This window comes from Stakelama sediminis, from assembly GCF_014199335.1.
Taxonomy (GTDB): domain Bacteria; phylum Pseudomonadota; class Alphaproteobacteria; order Sphingomonadales; family Sphingomonadaceae; genus Sphingomonas; species Sphingomonas sediminis.
This window is the reverse complement of sequence record NZ_JACIJI010000005.1, coordinates 47,501-67,672: the sequence shown is the minus strand read 5'-3', so window position 1 is coordinate 67,672 and position 20,172 is coordinate 47,501. Positions and strand designations below refer to the sequence as shown.

At 65.1% G+C, this 20,172-nt stretch carries 25 protein-coding genes (1 of these 25 running past the window's edge); 6 read left to right on the top strand and 19 right to left on the bottom strand.

Annotated elements, in window-relative coordinates:
* Window positions 1–28: 28 nt before the first annotated feature.
* The 8 genes from FHR23_RS12710 to FHR23_RS12675 form a co-directional block, all read right to left on the bottom strand.
* The gene (locus FHR23_RS12710; protein ID WP_184004591.1) at window positions 29–343 is read right to left on the bottom strand and encodes a gene transfer agent family protein; all 315 of its coding nucleotides are present in this window, start codon (window positions 341–343) and stop codon (window positions 29–31) included.
* Window positions 344–520: 177 nt separating this feature from the next.
* Entirely contained in the window at window positions 521–928 is a 408-nt protein-coding gene (locus FHR23_RS12705) for a phage major tail protein, TP901-1 family (RefSeq protein WP_184004588.1), read from the bottom strand.
* A gap of 67 nt (window positions 929–995) precedes the next feature.
* A complete protein-coding gene (gp17, locus tag FHR23_RS12700) occupies window positions 996–1,397 on the bottom strand; it encodes a tail completion protein gp17 (protein WP_184004585.1) in 402 nt (133 codons plus the stop codon).
* Entirely contained in the window at window positions 1,394–1,618 is a 225-nt protein-coding gene (locus FHR23_RS12695) for a hypothetical protein (RefSeq protein ID WP_184004582.1), read from the bottom strand. Before FHR23_RS12695 ends, gp17 begins: the two co-directional genes overlap by 4 nt.
* On the bottom strand, window positions 1,615–2,166 hold the full coding sequence (locus FHR23_RS12690; RefSeq protein WP_184004579.1) for a head-tail connector protein: 552 nt from the start codon (window positions 2,164–2,166) through the stop codon (window positions 1,615–1,617). The genes FHR23_RS12695 and FHR23_RS12690 overlap by 4 nt, the downstream gene beginning before the upstream one ends.
* 147 nt (window positions 2,167–2,313) lie before the next feature.
* On the bottom strand, window positions 2,314–3,372 hold the full coding sequence (locus FHR23_RS12685; RefSeq protein ID WP_184004576.1) for a phage major capsid protein: 1,059 nt from the start codon (window positions 3,370–3,372) through the stop codon (window positions 2,314–2,316).
* Window positions 3,369–3,755, bottom strand: coding sequence for an HK97 family phage prohead protease (locus FHR23_RS12680; protein WP_343043143.1), 387 nt, complete (start codon window positions 3,753–3,755; stop codon window positions 3,369–3,371). Before FHR23_RS12680 ends, FHR23_RS12685 begins: the two co-directional genes overlap by 4 nt.
* 92 nt (window positions 3,756–3,847) lie before the next feature.
* Window positions 3,848–4,156, bottom strand: a complete 309-nt coding sequence (locus FHR23_RS12675; RefSeq protein WP_184004571.1) for a DUF6127 family protein — start codon at window positions 4,154–4,156, stop codon at window positions 3,848–3,850.
* A gap of 50 nt (window positions 4,157–4,206) precedes the next feature.
* Here FHR23_RS12675 and FHR23_RS12670 point away from each other — a divergent pair, with 50 nt between their 5' ends.
* Together FHR23_RS12670 and FHR23_RS12665 are read left to right on the top strand one after the other, a co-directional pair.
* The gene (locus FHR23_RS12670; RefSeq protein WP_184004568.1) at window positions 4,207–4,398 is read left to right on the top strand and encodes a hypothetical protein; all 192 of its coding nucleotides are present in this window, start codon (window positions 4,207–4,209) and stop codon (window positions 4,396–4,398) included.
* 5 nt (window positions 4,399–4,403) lie between these two features.
* On the top strand, window positions 4,404–4,547 hold the full coding sequence (locus FHR23_RS12665) for a hypothetical protein (RefSeq protein WP_184004565.1): 144 nt from the start codon (window positions 4,404–4,406) through the stop codon (window positions 4,545–4,547).
* Between the two features lie 126 nt (window positions 4,548–4,673).
* On the opposite strand, the gene FHR23_RS12660 is transcribed toward FHR23_RS12665, so the two are convergent.
* The 8 genes from FHR23_RS12660 to dapF all read right to left on the bottom strand — a co-directional run bounded on the left by FHR23_RS12660 (window position 4,674) and on the right by dapF (window position 11,053).
* Window positions 4,674–5,783, bottom strand: a complete 1,110-nt coding sequence (locus FHR23_RS12660) for a phage portal protein (RefSeq protein ID WP_184004562.1) — start codon at window positions 5,781–5,783, stop codon at window positions 4,674–4,676.
* A gap of 104 nt (window positions 5,784–5,887) precedes the next feature.
* Window positions 5,888–6,616 carry an NRDE family protein gene (locus tag FHR23_RS12655; RefSeq protein WP_184004559.1) on the bottom strand — a complete coding sequence of 243 codons (729 nt, stop codon included), beginning with the start codon at window positions 6,614–6,616 and terminating at the stop codon, window positions 5,888–5,890.
* Between the two features lie 29 nt (window positions 6,617–6,645).
* Window positions 6,646–6,948 (bottom strand): type II toxin-antitoxin system RelE/ParE family toxin, encoded by a 303-nt coding sequence (locus FHR23_RS12650; RefSeq protein WP_184004556.1) that lies wholly within the window; start codon window positions 6,946–6,948, stop codon window positions 6,646–6,648.
* On the bottom strand, window positions 6,945–7,199 hold the full coding sequence (locus tag FHR23_RS12645; RefSeq protein WP_184004553.1) for a ribbon-helix-helix domain-containing protein: 255 nt from the start codon (window positions 7,197–7,199) through the stop codon (window positions 6,945–6,947). Before FHR23_RS12645 ends, FHR23_RS12650 begins: the two co-directional genes overlap by 4 nt.
* Before the next feature lie 460 nt (window positions 7,200–7,659).
* On the bottom strand, window positions 7,660–8,865 hold the full coding sequence (locus tag FHR23_RS12640; RefSeq protein WP_246359877.1) for a DNA-packaging protein: 1,206 nt from the start codon (window positions 8,863–8,865) through the stop codon (window positions 7,660–7,662).
* Window positions 8,866–8,942: 77 nt separating this feature from the next.
* Window positions 8,943–9,422: a hypothetical protein gene (locus tag FHR23_RS12635; RefSeq protein ID WP_184004551.1), complete on the bottom strand. Its 480-nt coding sequence runs from the start codon at window positions 9,420–9,422 to the stop codon at window positions 8,943–8,945.
* A gap of 249 nt (window positions 9,423–9,671) precedes the next feature.
* Complete coding sequence (locus tag FHR23_RS12630) at window positions 9,672–9,815, bottom strand: hypothetical protein (protein WP_184004548.1); 144 nt, start codon at window positions 9,813–9,815, stop codon at window positions 9,672–9,674.
* Between the two features lie 296 nt (window positions 9,816–10,111).
* Complete coding sequence (gene dapF, locus FHR23_RS12625; RefSeq protein ID WP_184004887.1) at window positions 10,112–11,053, bottom strand: diaminopimelate epimerase; 942 nt, start codon at window positions 11,051–11,053, stop codon at window positions 10,112–10,114.
* A 100-nt stretch (window positions 11,054–11,153) separates the two neighbouring features.
* Here dapF and FHR23_RS12620 point away from each other — a divergent pair, with 100 nt between their 5' ends.
* Entirely contained in the window at window positions 11,154–13,667 is a 2,514-nt protein-coding gene (locus FHR23_RS12620; RefSeq protein WP_184004545.1) for a DUF2339 domain-containing protein, read from the top strand.
* 11 nt (window positions 13,668–13,678) lie between these two features.
* On the top strand, window positions 13,679–14,320 hold the full coding sequence (locus FHR23_RS12615) for a YqaA family protein (RefSeq protein WP_184004542.1): 642 nt from the start codon (window positions 13,679–13,681) through the stop codon (window positions 14,318–14,320).
* Window positions 14,321–14,338: 18 nt separating this feature from the next.
* Here the strand turns inward: FHR23_RS12615 and FHR23_RS12610 are convergent, their stop codons facing one another.
* From FHR23_RS12610 to FHR23_RS12600, 3 genes are all read right to left on the bottom strand, one after another.
* Window positions 14,339–15,337, bottom strand: coding sequence for an alpha/beta hydrolase (locus FHR23_RS12610; protein WP_246359876.1), 999 nt, complete (start codon window positions 15,335–15,337; stop codon window positions 14,339–14,341).
* Between the two features lie 109 nt (window positions 15,338–15,446).
* Entirely contained in the window at window positions 15,447–17,861 is a 2,415-nt protein-coding gene (locus tag FHR23_RS12605; protein ID WP_184004539.1) for a ligase-associated DNA damage response DEXH box helicase, read from the bottom strand.
* An 86-nt stretch (window positions 17,862–17,947) separates the two neighbouring features.
* Window positions 17,948–19,240: an NAD(P)/FAD-dependent oxidoreductase gene (locus FHR23_RS12600; RefSeq protein ID WP_184004536.1), complete on the bottom strand. Its 1,293-nt coding sequence runs from the start codon at window positions 19,238–19,240 to the stop codon at window positions 17,948–17,950.
* A gap of 166 nt (window positions 19,241–19,406) precedes the next feature.
* Between FHR23_RS12600 and FHR23_RS12595 the strand changes: the two genes are divergently transcribed.
* Window positions 19,407–19,793, top strand: a complete 387-nt coding sequence (locus FHR23_RS12595; protein ID WP_184004533.1) for a DUF302 domain-containing protein — start codon at window positions 19,407–19,409, stop codon at window positions 19,791–19,793.
* A 100-nt stretch (window positions 19,794–19,893) separates the two neighbouring features.
* Window positions 19,894–20,172, top strand: partial view of a ligase-associated DNA damage response exonuclease gene (locus tag FHR23_RS12590; protein WP_184004530.1) — the 5' portion only. The gene runs 720 nt beyond the window's last position; 279 of the gene's 999 nt are visible here — the first part of the coding sequence; its start codon is at window positions 19,894–19,896; its stop codon lies off the right edge, out of view.

Genomic DNA, 20,172 nt, shown 5'->3' with positions numbered 1-20,172 from the left:
GGGGGGCCACCCCACACGCCACCATTGCCTACCGCCCCGCCAATATCTGCCCCAGCAGCCCTTTCAGCGCGGGCGTCGCCGCCGCCAGCCCGCCCGCCGTCACGCCTTCGGCAAAATCCTCGCGCATCATCCCGTCGGGCCGCTCGCGCAAACAATGCCAGAACAGCGCCACCATCTCGCTCAGCGCCAGCTTTCCCGCCGCCGCGCGTTCGACCAGCGCGAACAGCGGCCCCAGCTCGCCTTCCGCCGCCACCAGCGCCGCAAAGCTGGGCCGTAGCACCAGCGTCACGCCCCCCACCCGCAACGCCGCCTCCCCACGCACCGCGTTCGCTCCGTCCTCCATCGGCAGTTCTCCAATTCAAGGTAGATTTCAAACCACATACGCAACGGATTTCGGTTCTGGCCGTGGCGAAAATGGTGCTGGTCGAGAACCGGCGCGCAGCGACCTTAAGGGTCGTGAGCACCGGAAGCGCAGATCAGTGCCGTTTGCAGCCCGGCCCGGACCGAAGGTCGTTGCGGATTATGCGCTTACGACCGCCCCGCTGCTTTCCAGGCTCAGTGTATAATTCCGCTCGCCATTATAATCCCCTGCATAGTCGAGCTTCGTCACAAGGAACCGACCCGTCATCGTCTCACCGCCCTCGAAACTCAGCCGGTAATCATCGAGCACGCCCGAAAGCGCATTGCTCTTCACCCGCGCCTCCGCTGCCGATCCGGTAAAGATACCCGCCCCCGACACACTCACCGACCGCACGCCCGCACCCGACAGCAATTCGCGCCAGCCGCCCGAGTCCTTCGACGTGATCGCCACCATTTCACCGTTCACCGAAAGCTGCGTGGTGCGCAGCCCGGCCACGGTGGTGAACGCCACCGGATCGCCGCCATCGCCCACTTTCAACAGGAACGCGCTTCCCTTCTCCGCCGCCATTTCGAATTCTCCCGCTTATTTTGTTTCGGCACCGTCCCGCTTCCCGCGCGTCCGGTGCCGTAAAGAATCAATCCACCCGCAGCATCCGCGCGCGCAGTTCAATCACCGCCGTCCAGCGCTGCGACCCCGCCCGCACAATCCGGCTGCGCAGCACCGCCAGCGTCACCAGCCGCCAGCCTTCGCCCAAGTCGCCCGGCACCCCCTCCACCGCCGCGCCCACGGTCTCGACCAGCCTGCGCAGCCGCAGCGGCCGTTCGCCTTCATCCTCGGCCAACATAGAAATCCGCGCTTCCCACCCTTCGGCATCCTTGGTGCCCCAGGGGGTCAGCACCGGCTCCTCGACCATCAGCCAGGGCCGCGCCGACCGCACCGGCGGCGCATCGAACACCGCCGTCACCGCGCCCGTCACATCGCCGTCTGCCCGCAGAGCCGCGACCAGCGCCGCCTGCACCACTGCCCCCGCGCTCATGGCATCATTCCCCCGATCCAGCGCAGCGCCGGGTCAAGCGCCAGTCGCGCGCGCAATCCCCGCCCCGCCAGCATCACGGCGGGCGCGCCGTCGGCCGTATCTCCGGCCGACACCCGCACCCCCGGCGCAGCCTCCCCGATCCGCACGATCAGCGTATCGCGCACCGCAATCGCGCGAGCTTCGGCCAGATGCCGCGCACGCGTCTCCAGCGCCGCCATCATGCCCGATACTCCGCGCGCGCCATCCGCATCCGCCGGAACGGACGCCACAGCGCGGTGACGGCGGCAGGCACCGGCTCGCGCGTCCCTTGCCCCTCGAACAGATGCGCGATCAGCACCGCCACGCCCTGCGCCACCGGTGCGGGCAATCCGCTCCAGTCCGGCGCCAGCCCTGCATTGAACTGCACGCGCACCCTGCCTGCCGCACCGGGGTGCAGCACACGGACCCAGCCCGTCCCTTCGGCGGCGATATCGACCGCATAGTCCGTCACCGGCAACACAAAGGCCGCATCCTCCGCCGGAACGCCCATAACTCCCGTAATCGCGGTGACGGGCTGCGCATCCAGTGCCTGCCACATGCCCGACACCGGCAACATTGCTTCAAACCCGCGCGCGATCAGCGCCGTCGCGGTAAATTGTTCGGCCAGCGCCAGCGCGGTCGCGGCAAAATCGCCGATCAGCGCATCCTCATCGCTCGCACCGCTGCGCATCAGCGCCTTGGCCGCATCGCGCGCGTCCGCGATCACCGCCGCTGGAAAGCCCGGTTGCATGGCAATCTCCCAAACCCATCAAAATCCTCCCCTTGCAGGAGAGGTGGCTGGCCAAAGGCCAGACGGAGGGGTGTCCCGGCTCATGCAATGGCCCGAACCGCCGCCCCGGCATCTCGCCGGGACGGCTCTCCCCTCCCTTCACCCCGCTCAGGCGGCAGCGAATTTCAGCAGCTTGATCGCTTCCGAATTGCTCACCATCCCGCCGACGCGCTTGGTGGCATAGAAATGCACGAACGGTTTGTTGCTGTACGGATCGCGCAGCACCTGCGTCGCGCTGCGTTCGGCGATCAGATAGCCCGCCTTGAAATTACCGAACGCGATGGACAGCGAATTCGCCGCAATGTCCGGCATATCCTCGGCCTCGACCACCGGATAGCCGAGCAACGTCGCCGGCTGCCCCGCCGCCAGCGAAGGCTGCCACAGGAACGCGCCGTCGCCGTCCTTGATCTTGCGCACCGCCGCCATCGTCGCTGCGTTCATCACGAACGACGCGCCCTGCCGGTATGGCGCGCGCAGGCTCTGCACCAGATCGATCAGCGTTTCGCCCGGATTGGCGGCAAACGCACCATCCGCCCCGCTCGCCAGATATTGCAGCGTGCCGAACGGGCGCGCGGCATCGTCCACCGCACTTACCGGCGCGGCCAGAAAGCCCTTGGGCCGATTGACCCCGCTACCGCCGACAAACGCAGCGCCCTCGGCACGGGCGAATTCGCGCGCAATCTCATCGGCCAGCCAGCTTTCGACATCGAAGCTCGCATCGTCGAGCATCGCCTGGCTCGCCGCCGGATTGGCATAGAGTTCGCCCATCGGCGGCGCGATTTCGTTGAACATCGGCGTATCGGTTTCGGGCCGCGCATCGGTTTCGCCGGTCCAGCCCGACGGCGTGCCGCCACTCGTCACCAGCTTGCGATAGCCCGCCGATCCCACTTTCACGACGTTGGCGATCGCGCGGATCGGCGACACGCTCGCCAGAGTCGCATCGATCATCGCGTCGATTTCCTGCGGCACGGCATAGCCGCCCTCGGCGCCCGTCACGCCCGACATCGCCTTCATCTCGACCGTGCTGCCCGACCGCACGAACGCCGCAAAGCCGCCCGCAACGGCACCGTCACCCCCCATCAGCATCGGGCGTGCACCCGGCACACCCGCCTGTTCCACGCCGTCGAAGCTTGCTTCCAGCGTGTCCGTTTTCGTTTCAACCGTCATGCATTTTCTCCCACCAAAGTCTCCACCGCATGCACCCGCGCCAGCGGCTGCATCGGCTGCGCCACCAGACTGACCTCTATCAGCTCCAGTCCGGTCAGTTCGCGAAATCGCCCCCGCCGCGCCGTGCGCACGCGGTATCCGAAGGACAGCCCGGTCACTCCGCCCGCCGCGACCAGCGCCGCCAGCCGTGCATCGCCCAATCGCCCGATCACGCGCAGCCCCCGTGCATCCTCGCCCACCGCCTCGATCCGCCCCACCGGCGGCCCGCCATGCTGCCACAGCAGCGGCACCGCCTGCGCCCCGGCAAAGGCCCCCTTACGCACGACATCGCCGCCCCGATCAGCCACATCGAACACCGCCGCATAGCCGGCAAAGCGCACCACACTCCCCCTCCCCAACCGGGGAGGGGGCTGGGGGGAGGGGCCACCCCAACCACAACGCGGCGATGGGCCGCCCCTGGCGTCCTGCCCCCCGCTCACTTCACCCACCCGGCAAAGCCCAGCCGCACCGCGATCCCGACCAGCAGCAGCGCCAGCCCCAGCCGCACCACCCAGCCGACGACCGCGCGCCACGCCGATTTCTTCGCGTCGCGCCAGGCGCTCAGCAATTCGCGCAGTTCTGCCACGTCCTTGGCCGCATGGGCATCGTCCAGCCCCATCCGCTTCAGCGCCCGCGAAGCGCCCAGTTCTCCCGCTTCCTCGACAATCGCGCGCAGCGTCACCAGGTCGGCACCCTCTCCGGTCGCCTGCCCCAGCAACTGCGCCAGTACCGGCCCGTTGCTCATTGCATTTTCCCTTCTTGTCGTGCGGCGGGCGAGTCCCTACCCATCGGGACATGCATCCCCGCCTGACCCGCATCCTGCTGATTCTCATCGCCGTGCTGGCCGCCGCCCTGCTCTGGCTGTGGTGGTCCGACGCCGTGTTCATCCACAAATGCGAAGCGGCAGGCGGCATCTGGAATCGTTCGGCGCGTGTCTGTGAAATCGGCATCAGCCCCGATGACGGTGCGTCCGACACCATGGTCTGACGTCCATGCGCCGCTACCTCAAACCCGTGATGGCAGGCTTCGGCGCCGCGCTACTAGCCTTCTTTTTCGTGCTGCCCTTCATCCTCGGCCATCGCTGCGAACAGGCGGGCGGCCGGTTCAACCGTATCAAGCTGACCTGCACGCATTAGATCAGACACAAACCGCCCGCCCCGCCTCCCCACCCGGCCACCATATTCTATGGGACCATTGGTGGCCGGGTGAGGAGGCGGGGCGGCATGGCCAGGGGTTCGCCTCGCGAACCCCAAACAACTCTCTCAACCGATCCCCAGCATCGCGCGCTTTTCCTCATCGCTCAGGAAATCCGCACCCGACACCTGTTTCCACAGCCGCTCGCGATCCTCGGCCAGTGCGGGCACCTTGTCCCGGTCCACCCGCAGCATCGCGCCGGGAAACCACGCGCCCAGCGCCTGTGCCAGCGCCCCCAGCATCATGTCGGCCAGCGGCAGCACCGACAGCCGCCACAGCGCCCGGTTGGCCTCGCGATAGTTTGCGTGCGTGCTGTCGCCGGGCAGGCCCAGCAGCATCGGCGGCACCCCGAATGCCAGCGCGATCTCCCGCGCCGCCGCGGCTTTCAGCCCGACAAAATCCATATCCGCGGGCGACAGGCTCATCGCCTGCCATTTCAGCCCGCCCTCCAGCAGCATCGGCCTGCCCGCATTGGCCGCACCCTGAAACGCACCCTCCATTTCGGTGCGCAGTCGCTCGAACTGATCCGCGCTCATCGCCGCGCCATCGCCGGGATCATAGACCAGCGCCCCGCTGGGCCGCGCCGCATTGTCGAGCAGCGCCTTGTTCCATGTCGACGCGGCATTGTGGATCGCCACCGCGCCCGCCGCCGCGCCCAGGCACCCCAGCCCGTAATGGTCGTCGACCGGGTTAAAGCCGCGAATATGCACCACCGCCGGCCTGCCGCCCGCATCCTCGGCCGCCAGCCGCGTCACCCGCTCCCCCACCCGATAGCGATAGGCGACGGGCCAGCCCTGCGCATCCGGCTCCACCGTCACCCGTTCGGGGCGCAGCGCATACAGCTCGGCCACTCCGCCCGCGCCATCGTCGATCACCTGCACATAGGCATTGCCGTGCAACAGCAGATAGGACGCGACCGTCTCCAGCAATGCCTGCCCCCCGGCACGCGCATCGACCAGCGCCGCCAGTTCCGGCTGCGACGCGGCCAGTGGCGCGCTTCCGACGCTTTCCGCCACCAGCCGCACCGCCCGCTGCGCCACCGCATTGGCGCAATAGGCATCGCGCACCTGCGCTTCATAGGATCGCGGCCATTCGCCGATCACCGGCACGCTGCCCACCCGCGACAATGGCGGACGCGCACCGTCGCGCCCGGCCGCCTTGCGCCCGAACCATTTCATGCCCTTCTCCTTTAAAAAATCCGCCTCACCCCATGGGGAGGGGACCGCGCGAAAACGCGGTGGAGGGGGATCGCCACAAAAGCCCCCCTCAACGTCCTTTCAGATTATTGCCAGCAGAACCGAATGCACGTCTCGCCGGTCTCTTCGCCCCCGGCATCGAACCGCCGCTCGGTAATCGCCCCATTCCCGTCCGCATCGACCGTCACCACGGTGCTGCATCGCGTCCCGTACCGCGCATTGCGCATAAACACCGGGGAGTTCACCGGCTCCAGCGCATCGCCGTCGCTCGCTCCGAACGCCCGTTCATCGCGTAGTGCTGCGAACAGCGGCTCCACCGATTCATCCCCGGCATCGATCCAGTCCGCAACCGCGCGTTCGACCGCACGCGTCTTGGGCCAGGGCGCATCGTGCAGCCCGTTCGACAGGCCATGCACCCCCGGCTCCAGCATGTGCCGCACCGGCTCCGGCCGGTTGGACAACAGCATCGCCGTGGCCCCGTCCACCACGATCAGGTTGAAGGGGTTATAGGCCTCCACCGCCCCCAGCGCGTCCATCCCCTGCGTCAGCGCATCCGTCACCAGCCCGCCGCGCGACCGTTTCGCCGGATCAGGGCCCTGCGGATTACGAACATTCGTCACCACCGCGAACCGCCCCGCCTCCTGCACGCCCAGCCAGGTGCCGCCGCCCACCGCATCGCCTCCGGCGATCAGTCCCGGCACATCCTCCCACCGCGCCAGCGGCAAGGCAGGCCGCGCGTGCAGCTCATCCCGGTTCCCCGCCGCGACCAGCCGCCAGCGCGGATCGACCCGCCACGCTATCGCAAGCACGCACATCGCTTATTTCATTTTCTGCCGGACAGAAGTCATTCGACATCAAACTCCCTCAACTCCCGCGCACCATGCAACACCCGCAGGATCATCACCATATCCTCCGCCGTCCGATAGAAGAGCACCATCGTCCGCTCGAAACTCAGCGAGCGCACCCCTTGTCCCATTTCCGGGCGCGGCGTCCCCCGGTCGGGAAACTGCTCCAGCCCCGCACAGCATTTTTCAATCCGGTCAATATAGCCGTCCGCAATCGCTTCCCCGGCTTCGGCAGCGATCCAGCGATGGACCGCAACCAGATCGTCCATCGCCGGCCGCGACAGCGCAACACGGTGACTCATGCGTCGCGGTCGCGCGCAATCCGCTCCCGTACCTCGGCAAAGCCTTTCGCCAGCGGCACGGCCTCGCGCTGATCCGCCAGCGCCTCCGCCACCTTCGCGCGATAGATCGAATCGAGCGCCTGCTGCTCGCGTTCCAGCGCGCGGATACCGGCCCGCATCACCTCGCTCATCGACGCATAGCGCCCTTCCGCGACATAGGCCTGCGCCGTCTCGGCAAGCCTGCCCAACGTAACGGTGACGGGTTTCGACATGACGACGCTCCTTCAACTATGATTTTATCATAGCATGTTCAGCAGCAGTCAATAATCCAGAGAAAAACAAACAATGAACACTTGACTGGAATAACCGGGATATTTGATACTTACGTCCGACAGTCGCGCTACTGCACTTTCTGTTCTCCGTCCCACGACGTCCTATCGACGCGGGACGCATGGGGCATCCCGGAGACCGGGCTTTAACCCGGGCACCAGAAAGGAAGGTGCGCTATGAAACGGGTTCACGTCCGTTCCTATGTGCGCTGGCGGCTTGGTCGGGAAGAGTGCGTCTGTGCGCACACCCGGCGATGGCCTCGCCAGTACTCGTTTGGTTTTTAGTTCGAGCTAGACCCCAACGAGAGGTAGCGCGACTGTCACCGGGTGCGACTGTTATATCTATCTAACATTATGTATTCCGCAATGAGAAAATAACCCGGAGCGGGTTATTCACGACACCTCAAACCACCCGCACCCCCGCCTCGCCGCGCCGTTTCAGCATCGCCTCGGTCATCGCCCAGACCAGTGCATCGGCGCGATCCGGCGACCGCCCCGGCCCTTCATAGCCGCCGCCCGCGATCAGGCCGCACAGTTCGTCCTCCAGCGTCGGAAACGCGCCGACATGGAATGCCCGCCCGCCTTCGTACAGCGCCGCCACCGGCTCGGCGCGCGCGCTCTTGCCCCGGCTGGCATGGACCAGCTTTACCGGCAGCATCGCATCCGCGGCCATCAGCACGCTTTTGACCATCTCCCCGCCATTATTCGCCTCGGCCACCACCCGGTCGGCCCCGTTGCGCACCGCACACGCCGCCACCGCGCGCGCCCAGCCTTCGGGCGACACCGCGCCGACGCTCGCATCGTCGAGCACATAGGCCTTGCCGTCGCGACCCAGCGCCACCGCGACGATCCCGCAGGCATCGCCATGGCTCCCGGCGGGCGGATCGACGCCCACCACCACGCGCCGGATCGTCGGATGCCCCGCGACCCGCACACTTTCCAGCAGCGCACGAGTCCACAATGCACCCGCTACATCGTCGATCAGCTCGCCGTCCAGTTCCTGCCGCCCCAGCCGCGTACCTCCGTACATCGCCGCCATCGCCTGCTGAAAGACATCGGGCAGCATCCGGTTTTCCACCGTTCGCCCCCGCACCACCGCCACGCCCTGCTGTTTCGCCAGATCGCGCAGCAAGGGGATCGGTCGCGGCGTCGTCGTCACCAGCACGCGCGGCCGCTCGCCCAGCCGCAATCCCATCGCCAGATTGTCCCAGCTCCGCGTGGGATAGGCCCATTTGGCAATCTCATCGCACCAGGCGATATGGAATTGCGGCCCGCGCAACCCTTCGGGCCGCTCGCCCGAATGCACGAAAGCCTGTGCCCCCGACCGCCAGACCAGCCGCCCGCGCGACGGTTCGAATTTCGGCACATTCGCCTGATCCGCCGTCGCCAATATCCCGCTTTCGCCTTCGATCATGACACTGCGCACCTCGGCCAGCGTCGCGCCGACCAGCGCGATACGCAAGCTCCCGTCCGCCTCGGCCAGCGCGCGCACCCATTCCGCCCCGGCGCGCGTCTTGCCGAACCCGCGTCCCGCCAGCATCAGCCACACCCGCCAGTCGCCCGGCGGCGGTAATTGCCGCGGATCGGCCCAGAACGACCATTCCGACAAACATTTTTTCCAGTCCCTCGATCGCCGTTCGAACCTGCGCCGCGCGTCCCCGGCCGCGACTGTCCGCGCAGTGGCCGTCACGCGCCCTCGCCTTCCTGTTCCCCACCTGCCTCCGCCAGCCGGTCGAGCCTGCGCAGCACCTCGGCCTTCGCCTCTTCCTGCGTCATGCCGCGCACGCCCATCGGTGTCGCATGGCCGCCCAGACGGTCATAGACTTCGGGCCGCCGTGCCTTCAGCATAAACATCGCCAGAGTATCCGAATAGGTTCGCACGCTGCCGACCAGCTCGCCGCGAAAATAAACCGGCTTTTCCACCCCGTTGCGCGCCCGTTCGAGCAGTTCGGCCTCCAGCGTGTCGAGCGATTCGTTGATCGCCGCGTCCCAGTCGGCGGCGAATTTCGCAAACCGCGCGCGATGGCGATACACCGTCCCGCTTGTCAATCCCGCTTCCCGCGCCGCACGGCTGACATTGCCGGTCTGCCGCAACACTTCCAGAAAACACGCCTTGCGCACTGCCAGTCCCGGCGCTTTCGCCGCCTGCCGCTTTTTCGCCGCCATCGCATCCCCCCAACGCAAACGGGCCGAAAGCATCTCTGCCCTCAGCCCGTTTGCGACTCACAATTTTTCAGCGTGCACATCCATTGCCACATCAGCGTGACGATGTCAATCAAAAAGTGCCTATTTGGTTATATACTTATCCGCCGTCATTGCGAAGGGCGACAGCGACGCGGCAATCCACCTCTCACCCAAAAAAGAAAAGGGCCGCGCCGAAACGCAGCCCCTTCCTTGTCAGATCGCGCCGGGACGTCAGCGTTCGTGATCGTCCTCGTTACGCTGCGACTGACGACCGCTGCCCTGTTGCTTGCTCTGCTTGTTCTGTTGCTGGGCAACGCCCTTCTGACGCTGCTGATCCTGACGACCCTGCTGGGGTTTTTTGTCCTGATCCTTCATGGTCCTGCTCCATACGGACCTCTCGCCGGGACGCAGTGCCCCGGGCATGGGAGGCATCGGAAAAACGCCCGATCCCGGCAAAAAGGCGCTCCGCTCGTCGCAAAGTCGCTCCTTTCATCGCAAACCGGTTTCGGCTGCGTATCGACGTCGGGCCAGGATGGATCGCCATTCAGAAGATGATGTGACGAAAATAGTGGATTTTCGTGACCCGGCGCGCAGCGTACTTTCAGTACGTGAGCACTGGAAGCACGGAAAGCCGCTATTTGCAGGCCATCAGGGCTGAATGGCGATCCGTCCTAGGCCAGCGCCTCGACCGCCGCCTTCCATGCCGCCGACTCTTTGCCGCGTTCCTCGACCATCGCCACCGCGCCGATGGTCCCGGCATCGGGGTCGATCTCGACATGCGCGTCATAATCGAACGTCGCATTGCCGGAGATTTCGACCATCCCGTCGGCTTGCGCAGTTGCACGTACCAGCCCGCCGCGGTTAAACACGTTGACCTCCGCCCCGAACGCCGTACGCCCGGTCAGCCCGGCGGCATAGGTCGACGCCGCCATCGCGCTGCCGCAACTGTCGGTCAGCCCGACCCCGCGCTCATAGGTCCGCACGAACAGTCCGCCCGCTCGCAGTTCGACGAAGCTCACATTGGCGCGTGCCGGGATCAGCGCCGGCCCGGCTTCGCACCAGTCGCCCAGCGCCACCAGTTCCGCTTCGTCCACCGCATCCACGAATGTCACCAGATGCGGGTTGGGCATGGCCACGCCGGTAAAGTGCCGTTCGCTCGGCAACCCCGGAATCACCGCATCGACGATCCTTTCACCAACCCCGACCAGTCCGACATCGGCACAGGCGGTCGAAGCCGGTCCGGCCCGCGTGCGGATCGTCGCCACCCCCGGCGAAATCGCTTCGGCAAGGGCCGCCTGCGCGCTGCTGGTTTTGAGCTTTACCGGCGCATGGTCCAGCCCCGTTACCTCGAACCCCAGCCGCGCCGTGCAGCGCAGCCCGTTAAGGCAGGTTTCGGCCTCACTGCCGTCCGAATTGAACATCCGCATCCCGAACGCATGGGTTGCGTCCCCCGGCACCAGCAGCAACAGCCCGTCGCCGCCGACCGGACCGTCCCGATCGGCCATCAGCCGCGCCACCGCCGCCCATTGTCCGTCATCCAGCGTCAGGAAGCGTGCATCGATCAGCGGGAAATCGTTCCCCGACCCGTGGCATTTGATGAAATCCAGTCGCATGCCGCCCATGTAGGGGAAGCCGCCGCGACTTGCACCGTCAAACTGGGGGTGAACCACCGAAACGCTTTGCACGCGCGCGCGGCTATGCCACGACATGCGCATGACGGAGTTTGCCTCCACCCTCTTTCCGGCGCTGATGATCGTCACCGCCGCGCTCGCCGTGGCGCTGTTTCGTGCGAGCCGTCGCCTCGATGGCGTGGAACGGCGGCTGGCGGAACTCGAACGTCGCCCGCAACCGGCTGCCGATACCGCACGCCCGGCAACCACCGCCCAGCCGACGGCTCGGCCAGAGTCCGCGCAACCAGCGGTACAGGCAAAGCGCGCCAGCGTTCCTCCACCCCCGCGAGAGGCACCGCCGCCACCGCCTCAACGCTCGCGCATTCAGTTCGAAACGCTGGTCGGGCGTCGTCTGCCGATCTGGATCGGCGGCACGGCGCTGGTGTTCGCTGGCTTCTTTCTCGTCCGCTACACGATCGAACTGGGCGTGTTCGGCCCCGTCACCCGCACTACGTCCGCTGCGATATTCGCGCTGTTGCTGCTCGCGGGAAGTGAGGTTGCACGCCGCCTTCCCGCCACCGCATCGGACCCGCGCATCGCGCAGGCGCTGGCGGGCGCGGGCATCGCCTCGGCTTATGGCACGCTCTATGTCGCCGCCGCCATCTATCACCTGATTCCGCCGCTTGCCGCTTTCCTTGTCATGCTGGCGATCACCGCACTGGCACTTGCGCTGGCATTGCGCCACGGCCCGCCGACCGCCGCCATGGCGCTGATCGGCGGCTTCGTCGCACCACTGGTGGCAGGGTTTCAAGCCGCAGGCATCGGCCCGCTACTGCTCTATCTGGCGCTGTTCACCGGCGCACTGTTCGCGCTCGCGCGGCAACGCGGCTGGGCATGGCTTGCCATCGCCACCTGTGCAGCCGGGTTCGGCTGGGTCAATTTCCTGTTGTGGATGCTGGACGGGCGCAGCGCGGGCGGCATCGGCCTGCTGGTGCTGCTGATCGCCGTAGCGGGCAGCCTCACCCTGCCGCCCGCAAAACGCGCATGGTTGCGCGCCGCACCGCTGGTTGCGGGGCTGGTACAACTGATGGTCGTCGCGCCTGTGCTCGACTTCGGACCCGTCGCATGGGGGCTCTATTGCGTGCTTTCCGCCGCCGCGCTGATCCTCGCCCTGCGCGATACGCGTATGATGCCCGGAGCTTTTGCCGCGCTGATCCTGATCCTCGTGCTGCTCGCCATCGGCTTTGGAAATCCGGCACCCGGCGTCACCGCATGGGCGGCAATCGCGGCCACGCTGCTGTTCGGCGGCATCGGCTTGTGGCGGCTGGAAAACGACCGCGACTGGGGCTGGATTGCGACCGGCGGGCTTGGCGCACCGCTATTATTCGCGAACATGCTCGCACCCCATCTGCTGCCGGGTTTCGGCTGGTTCCTGATCGACAGCGCGCTCGCTGGCGCGTGCGGCTGGCTTAGCTGGCGCGCTGCCGATCATGCAAACCGCGACGATCCTGCCCTGATCCTCGGCGCAACATTTGCAGCGGCCCTCGGCACGCTCGCCGTCACGGCCATCGCGGGCAGCGACACCGGCCCGCTGGCACTGGCACTTACCATGGCGGCACTGTCGTTATGGGCGCGCAGGACCGGTGACACCATGCTCCCCCGCCTCGCCACCGCCGCTTTCGCCGCGGCCTGCATTGCCGCCGCGCTGCCGATTATCGATATGCTCGGTCTTGCCCTGCGTTCGGTTGCCGGATCGCGCCTGCCCTATCGCACCCTGTTCGATCTCGGTCCGCTGTTGCTTGCGCTCGCCCCGCCCGCCATCGCGGCCATCGCAATCGCCGCCTACGACCGCTCCGCGCTGGGCAAAGACCGCCGTTTCGTCCTGCCCGTCGCGATCCTGCTCGCGCTGTGGTGCCTCTACGCGCTTGCCAAGCAGCCGCTCGCTATCGCTACCCCACAGGCATTTGAACGCTGGGGTTTCCTCGAACGCGCCCTCCTGACTCAGGCCTGTTTCGCCGCGGGCTGGTGGCTCACCCGCCGCGACATGCAATCGCTGGGCAAGGCGCTGCTCGCACTCGGCGCGTTCCGTTTCCTCTGGTTCGGCCTGCTGCTGCTCAATCCGACCGTCGTCGCGCAACAGGTGGGCGGCATCCCCATCCTCAACGCCGTGTTCGTCAGCGGTGCGCTCACCGCCTTCTGGCTATGGACATTGCCGCAATGGCCGCGCCTGCGCTGGGCCGCGGCCATTGTCACCGGCATCGCCGCATGCGCTCTAGTGCGTCAGGCCGCCCATGGCAGCATCCTCACCGGCCCCGTCACCACTGCCGAAAACTGGGGCTATTCCGCCGCCCTGCTCGGCCTTGCGATCTTCTGGCTGTGGCGCGGCATCGCCCATGGCCTCAGCGACATGCGCCATTTCGGCCTCGGCCTGCTGACGCTGGTGACGCTCAAGGTGTTCCTGATCGATGCCGCCGCACTGACCGGCCTGCTGCGCATCCTGTCGTTCCTGGCGCTCGGCCTTGCGCTGATCGGCATCGGCTGGGCCTATGGCCGGTTCGTCGCGACCACCTCCGAAGCGCCCAACCAACCGCTTCCCAACCCCGATCCACTCGGCTAAGCACCACGCCCATGTTGCGTCGCCTCTACAACTGGATGCTGGAAAAGGCGGCCCACCGCCATGCCGAACGCTGGCTGTTCCTGTTCGCTTTCGTCGAAGCCAGCTTCTTCCCGATCCCACCGCACCCGCTGCTCGGCCTGATGTGCCTGTCGAAACCGAAGCGCGCATTGCGCTACGGTGCGATCTGCACCCTGGGTTCGGTAGTGGGCGGCCTGCTCGGCTATGCCATCGGCTATTTCGCCTATGACGCTTTCGGCGCACAGCTTCTCCACTGGCTGGGCCTGGCGCAGAAATTCCCGGTCGCGGCCTGCTATTTGCGCGAATATGGCTGGCAGCTCATTATCGTAAAGGGTGCCACGCCGATCCCGTTCAAGCTGGTGACGATCACCGCCGGGTTCATCCATCTGAACCTGTTCACCTTTATCTGGGCCAGCATCGTCAGCCGCGGGTTTCAGTTCATGCTGGTCGGGGTGCTGTTCCGTCTGTTCGGCGCATGGGCAAAGGCGTTTATCGAGAAATATCTCGGCCTGCTGACCATCGCCTTCGTCATTCTGGTCGTCGGCGGTTTCCTCGCTATCGGCGCACTGGAAGGCGGTCATGGCGGCACCAGCGACCGCTGCGCCACCGCCACGATTGCTACGCAGGCAAACTGAACACGCTGAAGCCGCGTGTCACAGCATCTTGATACTGTGCAGCCATTGCACCGCGAGCTTCGGCCATTCGGTCGTGATCGGCGCAGAGGTCGGGCGCATCCCGAACGCATGACCACCCTTGGCATAGATGTGCATTTCGACCGGCACCTTTGCGGCTTTCAGCGCCAGAAAATAGCTGATCGAATTGCGGACATCGTCCGTCGGGTCATTGTCGGCCTGCACGATGAAAGTCGGCGGCGCATCGGATCGCACCGGGTCATAAGTATGCAGGTCCATGCCGTGTCCTGACCATAAATGGCCGGGATAAACCGCAATCGCAAAGTCCGGTCGCGCGCTCAGCCTGTCGGCAGCGTCCACCGGCGGATAGCTTCGCCCCGTGGCGTTACTGATCGCCGTGACCAGATGGCCACCAGCCGAAAAGCCGATCACGCCGATCCTGTGCGGGTCGATATGCAGGCTACCGGCACGCTCCCGCAACAGCCCCATGGCACGCTCGGCGTCCTGCAGCGGCAGGAACGGCTGCGGTTCCCGGTCGCACGGACGGCACGACTTTGGATGCCAGTCCTGCGGCACGCGGTATTTCAGAACGACACAGGTCATGCCCTGCGCGGTTGCCCAGTCGCAAATCTCCGTACCTTCCAGGTCCATGGCCACGACCTCATATCCGCCGCCCGGAAAGACCATCAGCGCAGCCCCGGTATTTTTGCCCTTGGGCCGATAGATCGTCATCGTCGGACGGGTGACATAGCCCGCCCAGTGCCACAGGCGTCCCGCAACCAGACCGGACCCGTTCCCCACCTCTTCCGGATGGTCGCCGGTATCGGGCTTCTGCAGCGCCATTCCCTTCGGCCAGAGCGGGATCTGCTCGCCCCCCGGTCCCGGCGTCCACACCATCTGGCGCGACACGATCTTGACCTTGGCGGCAGCATCCGTGGTTTTGCTCGTCTGGCTTACGGCAGCACCGTTAACGCCGACCACCAACAGGACAAATGCCAGCACCACCCCGATCTTCTGCAAGGCCCACTCTCCCAAATCCGGATACGCCCGGTGAAACCATGTCGGCCAACTGCCGACATCACCGCGCCCGCAAAAAAGTGCCACTGCGCGAACAGCATAGCAAGCACCATCAATCCGCGCGCATCGCCTCGGCTGCCAGCACCTCCGCTTCCGCCAGCAACGCATCATCGGCACTGCCCTGCGCAACATTTTCCCGCCCGATCAGCACCAGTACCGGCACCGCCAGCGGGCTGACACGCGGCAGGTCGATATGCAGCATCGTGTCGCCTGCCCGGTCGAGCAGATCGCCCAGTCGCCCGACATCGGTCATGCGCGCCCGCGCATCCGCCCATGCCGCGCGCAGCAACAGGTGATCGGGCTCGTATCGTTGCAGCACGTCGTAAATCAGGTCGGTGGAAAAGGTTACCTGCCGCCCGGTCTTGCGCTTGCCGGGATGCTGCCGCTCGACCAGCCCGCCGATTACCGCGACATCGCGAAACGCGCGTTTCAGCAGCGCCGATTGCTGCACCCATTCGACGAATTCCTGTTCCAGTATGTCGGCGGAAAACAGCGCCGCCGGATCGCGTACCGGTTCCAGGCTGTAACAGGCCAGCGCATAGTCGCTCGACACGAAGCCCAGCGGTTTCAGCCCCTGCGTCTCCATCCGCCGGGTCAGCAGCATCCCCAGCGACTGATGCGCGTTCCACCCTTCGAAACTATAGGCGACCATGTAATGCCGCCCTTCATGCGGGAAGGTTTCGACCAGCAATTGCTCCGGTCCCGGCAGCACCGATCGCACATCCTGCATCGCCAGCCATTCGCGCACATCGTCAGGAAAGCGCGCCCACTGGACGCGGTCATGCAGGAAGCCGCGCACCCGCCGCGCCAGGTTGGTCGACAGCGGCATCCGCGCGCCGCCATAGCTCGGCACTCGCGCCGGTCGGCTGGTCGCACGCACCACCAGATCGGTGGTGTCCATCCGCTCCACCTCCAGACTCAGCCCGGCAAAGAAAAACGTATCGCCCGGTGCCAGCGATGCCGCGAACCCTTCCTCGACCGTTCCCAGCGACCGCCCGTTCTTGAACCGCACATGCAGCACCGGCGCATCGACGATGATGCCAGCATTCATCCGGTGCTGGGTGACAAAGCGCGGGTGACTGACCCGCCACAAGCCTTCTGAATCCTGCACCAGCCGCCGGAACCGGTCATAGGCACGCAGCGCATAGCCGCCGTCCGTGATAAAATGCAGCACGCGCTCGAACGCTTCGTCGGTCAGCGCAGAATAAGGAAATGCTGCACGCACTTCCTGCAACAATTCCGCAGCATCGAAGGGCGCGGCGCACGCGCACGCCATGACATGCTGCGCCAATACGTCTAGCCCGCCGGGGCGGAAGTTATCGGGGTCCAGTTCGCCCGCCTCCACCGCGTCCAGCGCCGCGCGCGCCTCCAGATATTCGAACCGGTTGCCCGGCACCAGCACCGCTTCCGACGGCTCGTCCAGCCGGTGATTGGCACGCCCGATCCGCTGCAACAGCCGCGACGATCCCTTGGGCGCCCCCATCTGGATGACGCAATCGACATTGCCCCAGTCGACACCCAGATCGAGACTCGCCGTCGCCACCAGCCCGCGCAGCCTGCCGTCCGCCATCGCCGCTTCGACCTTGCGCCGCGCTTCCCGCGACAGGCTGCCATGATGCACGCCGATCGGCAGGTTGAGATGATTGACCTTCCACAGATCCTGAAAGATCAGTTCGGCCAGCCCGCGCGTATTGCTGAACACGATGGTCGTTTCGTGCGTCTCGATCTCCGCCATCACCTGCTCGGCGGCATAGCGTCCCGAATGGCCGGACCAGGGCACCCGGTCCTGCGGCAACAGAATCGCGATGTTCGGATCGGCACCCTTGTCCCCCATCACCTTCTCGACCGTATCGATATCGCCATGGGGCGCCAGCCAGGCGCGATATCCGTCCGGGTCCGCCACCGTCGCCGACAGTGCCACGCGCCGCATGCCGGGTGCGATTGCCTGCAACCGCGCCAGCGACAGCGCCAGCAAATCGCCCCGCTTTTGCGTCGCAAAGGCGTGCACCTCGTCAATCACCACGGTTTTCAGTGTTTCGAACAACCGGAAACTATCGGGATAGCTCAGCAACAGGCTCAGCGATTCGGGCGTGGTCAGCAAAATCTGCGGCGGACGTTTGCGCTGCCGCGCCTTGCGATCGGACGGCGTATCGCCGCTGCGCGTCTCGACGCGGATATCCAGCCCCATTTCGGCAATCGGCGTCATCAGGTTGCGCTGCACATCGACCGCCAGCGCCTTAAGCGGCGACACGTACAGCGTATGCAGCCCGTCCACCGGCTGTTCGATCAGGTCCGCCAGCGTCGGCAGGAACCCGGCAAGCGTCTTGCCCGCTCCCGTCGGCGCCACCAGCAGTGCATGACGCCCCGCCCGCGCCGCCGCCAGCATGGCAAGCTGGTGCCGCCGCGGCGACCAGCCGCGTTCGGCAAACCATGCTGTCAGCATTTGGGGAAGGTCGGTATCCGGCATCCCTTCCATAATCGGCATGCACGACGAAAGTTGCCAGAGGCGATTGATCGCCGTGCATCCGGTGCAGGGTCAGACCTTCACGAAAATCAGATCCCTTCGACGATCAGTTCCGCCGCATCCAGTCCCCAGCCCGGCATTTTGCCATGGCTGGCGAAGAACATGTCGCGATAGCGCATTTTCAGGAAATAGGGCGCGCGCCCCATTTTCAACAATTGCTGATCGCCGCCGAACCAACTGTTCGAATGGATCCAGAACGCCTTTTTATCGCCCATATCGCCGATGCACAGCACTTCCGGCTTCAGCGGCTTATCGGCCTTTTCGGCCGAAACCGTACCGAAAATCTTGCCGATCTGCAGCCCGACAATCTCCGATTCCTGATGCCCGATCGCGCCCAGTTTGGGCATCGTCACCGCGGCACAGTCGCCACAGGCGAATATCTCCGGATAATCGGGATTGCGCATCAGCAGGTCGGTTTTGATGAAACCCTGTGAATCGCTGATCGGCAGGTCTTTCAAGAAATCGTGCGCCACCCAGTCGGGGAAGATGATCTTCAATTCGCACGGTAAATGACGGCCGTCGGCAAAATCGATTCCCTCCGCTGTCAGCCGTTTGATGTCCTGCGTCTTGTTCCAGTAATTGAACCCCATGCCGCTGGCGATATCCAGCAACTGCTTGACCACGTCTTCACCGGCGTCTTCCGCGATCAGCTCGGCCGGCGTGAACACGGTGATCTTGTCCGGCCCGCCCTTGTCGTGATTTTTCAGCCAGGTCGCCATCGACAGCATCACCTCGACCGGGGGCCCTTCGCATGCCGCCATCGCGTCGGGGATCGACCCGCCCGGATAGGGTTCCAGCCCCTTCGCGCCATCACCCTGATGGAATCGCGCCGATCCGATGGCGATCGGACCGCCCGCATAGTCGTTCTTCAGATACTCGGCGAGTTTCTGGCCGTGATAGAGGTCGCTGACCGTATGCCCATATTCGGCAAACCCCTCGATCCTGTCATAGGCCAGCCGCGCACCCAGCGCGATTACCAGATAATCATACGCCTTGGTTTCCGGCTCGGCTCCATCGCGCTCCGCCGGCGTAAAGGTCACGCGACGGCGATCGACGTCGATCGCCGTCACCTCGCCGTGAATGAAAGCGATATCGTCCTTGTCCAGCACCGGTACGAGGTCCATCCGCTGATTTTGCGCCGGATCGCGTCCTTCAAATACATCGGCGGGAATATTGGGCACGAACAGCAAATAGCTTTTCTGGTCGATCACCGTGATCCGCGCCTTATCGCCGACCTGCTTTCGAATATTCTGCGCACAGGCCAGCCCGGCGAAGTTACCGCCAAGGATCAGAATGTGTGGACGATCTTCCAGTTCGGACATGATAGGTCTCCTGCTGCATCTGACCGATATCAAATCGGCCGTCTATATAAGACTCTACTAATTCACGAATACGCAGAAAGTTCACTGGCTATATCGGCAGGGAACCCTGAGGACCCTCCTGCGTAGCCTCAGCATATGGCTCCGGACCTGAAACAGGAGAAGCACTTTGCCTTACTATATCGCCAAAACAATCGACCAGCCGTTTGAGGATGCGATTGAAGCCGCAGAAGCAGCGCTAAAGAAGGAAGGGTTCGGGGTTCTGACCCGGATCGATATTGCCGATACGCTGAAAAAGAAGATCGGCGCCGAATTTCACCCCTATGTCATCCTTGGCGCATGCAATCCGCAACTCGCTTTCGAAGCACTGAAGCTAGAAAACAAGGTCGGTACGATGCTGCCGTGTAACGTCGTCGTTCAGGCGGTCGCCGATAATCGTAGCGAAGTTGCAGCCATCGACCCCGTTGCTTCCATGCAGGCTATCGACAATGCCGATTTGAAGGGAGCTGCCGAGCAGGTTCGCGCAAAACTGGCGCGGGTAATAGACAGCCTATGAACTACACTTATTTACCTAAAAATATAAATCGTAATTCGGGCTTTCGGAGAATTCGGTCTCATTGCTGGCACCCGGAACGGGTAGCTCCCATATCCGGCGCATGACTCGTCCCGGCAGTTGGATCGAACCGCATCCGGAAGGTATTTACGTGCCGGCCGCCGACCTGTGGATTGATCCGTCCGCGCCGAAACTGCGCGCGGCCATTACCCATGGCCATGCCGATCATGCACGCGGCGGTCACGGAACCGTCTGGGCCACACCCGAAACGCTGGCGATCATGGAAGCGCGCTACGGCCCGCAACCCGGCAATCCGGTCGCCTATGGCGAAACGCAGCGGCTTGGTGATGTTGATGTAACCTTCGTCCCGGCAGGCCATGTT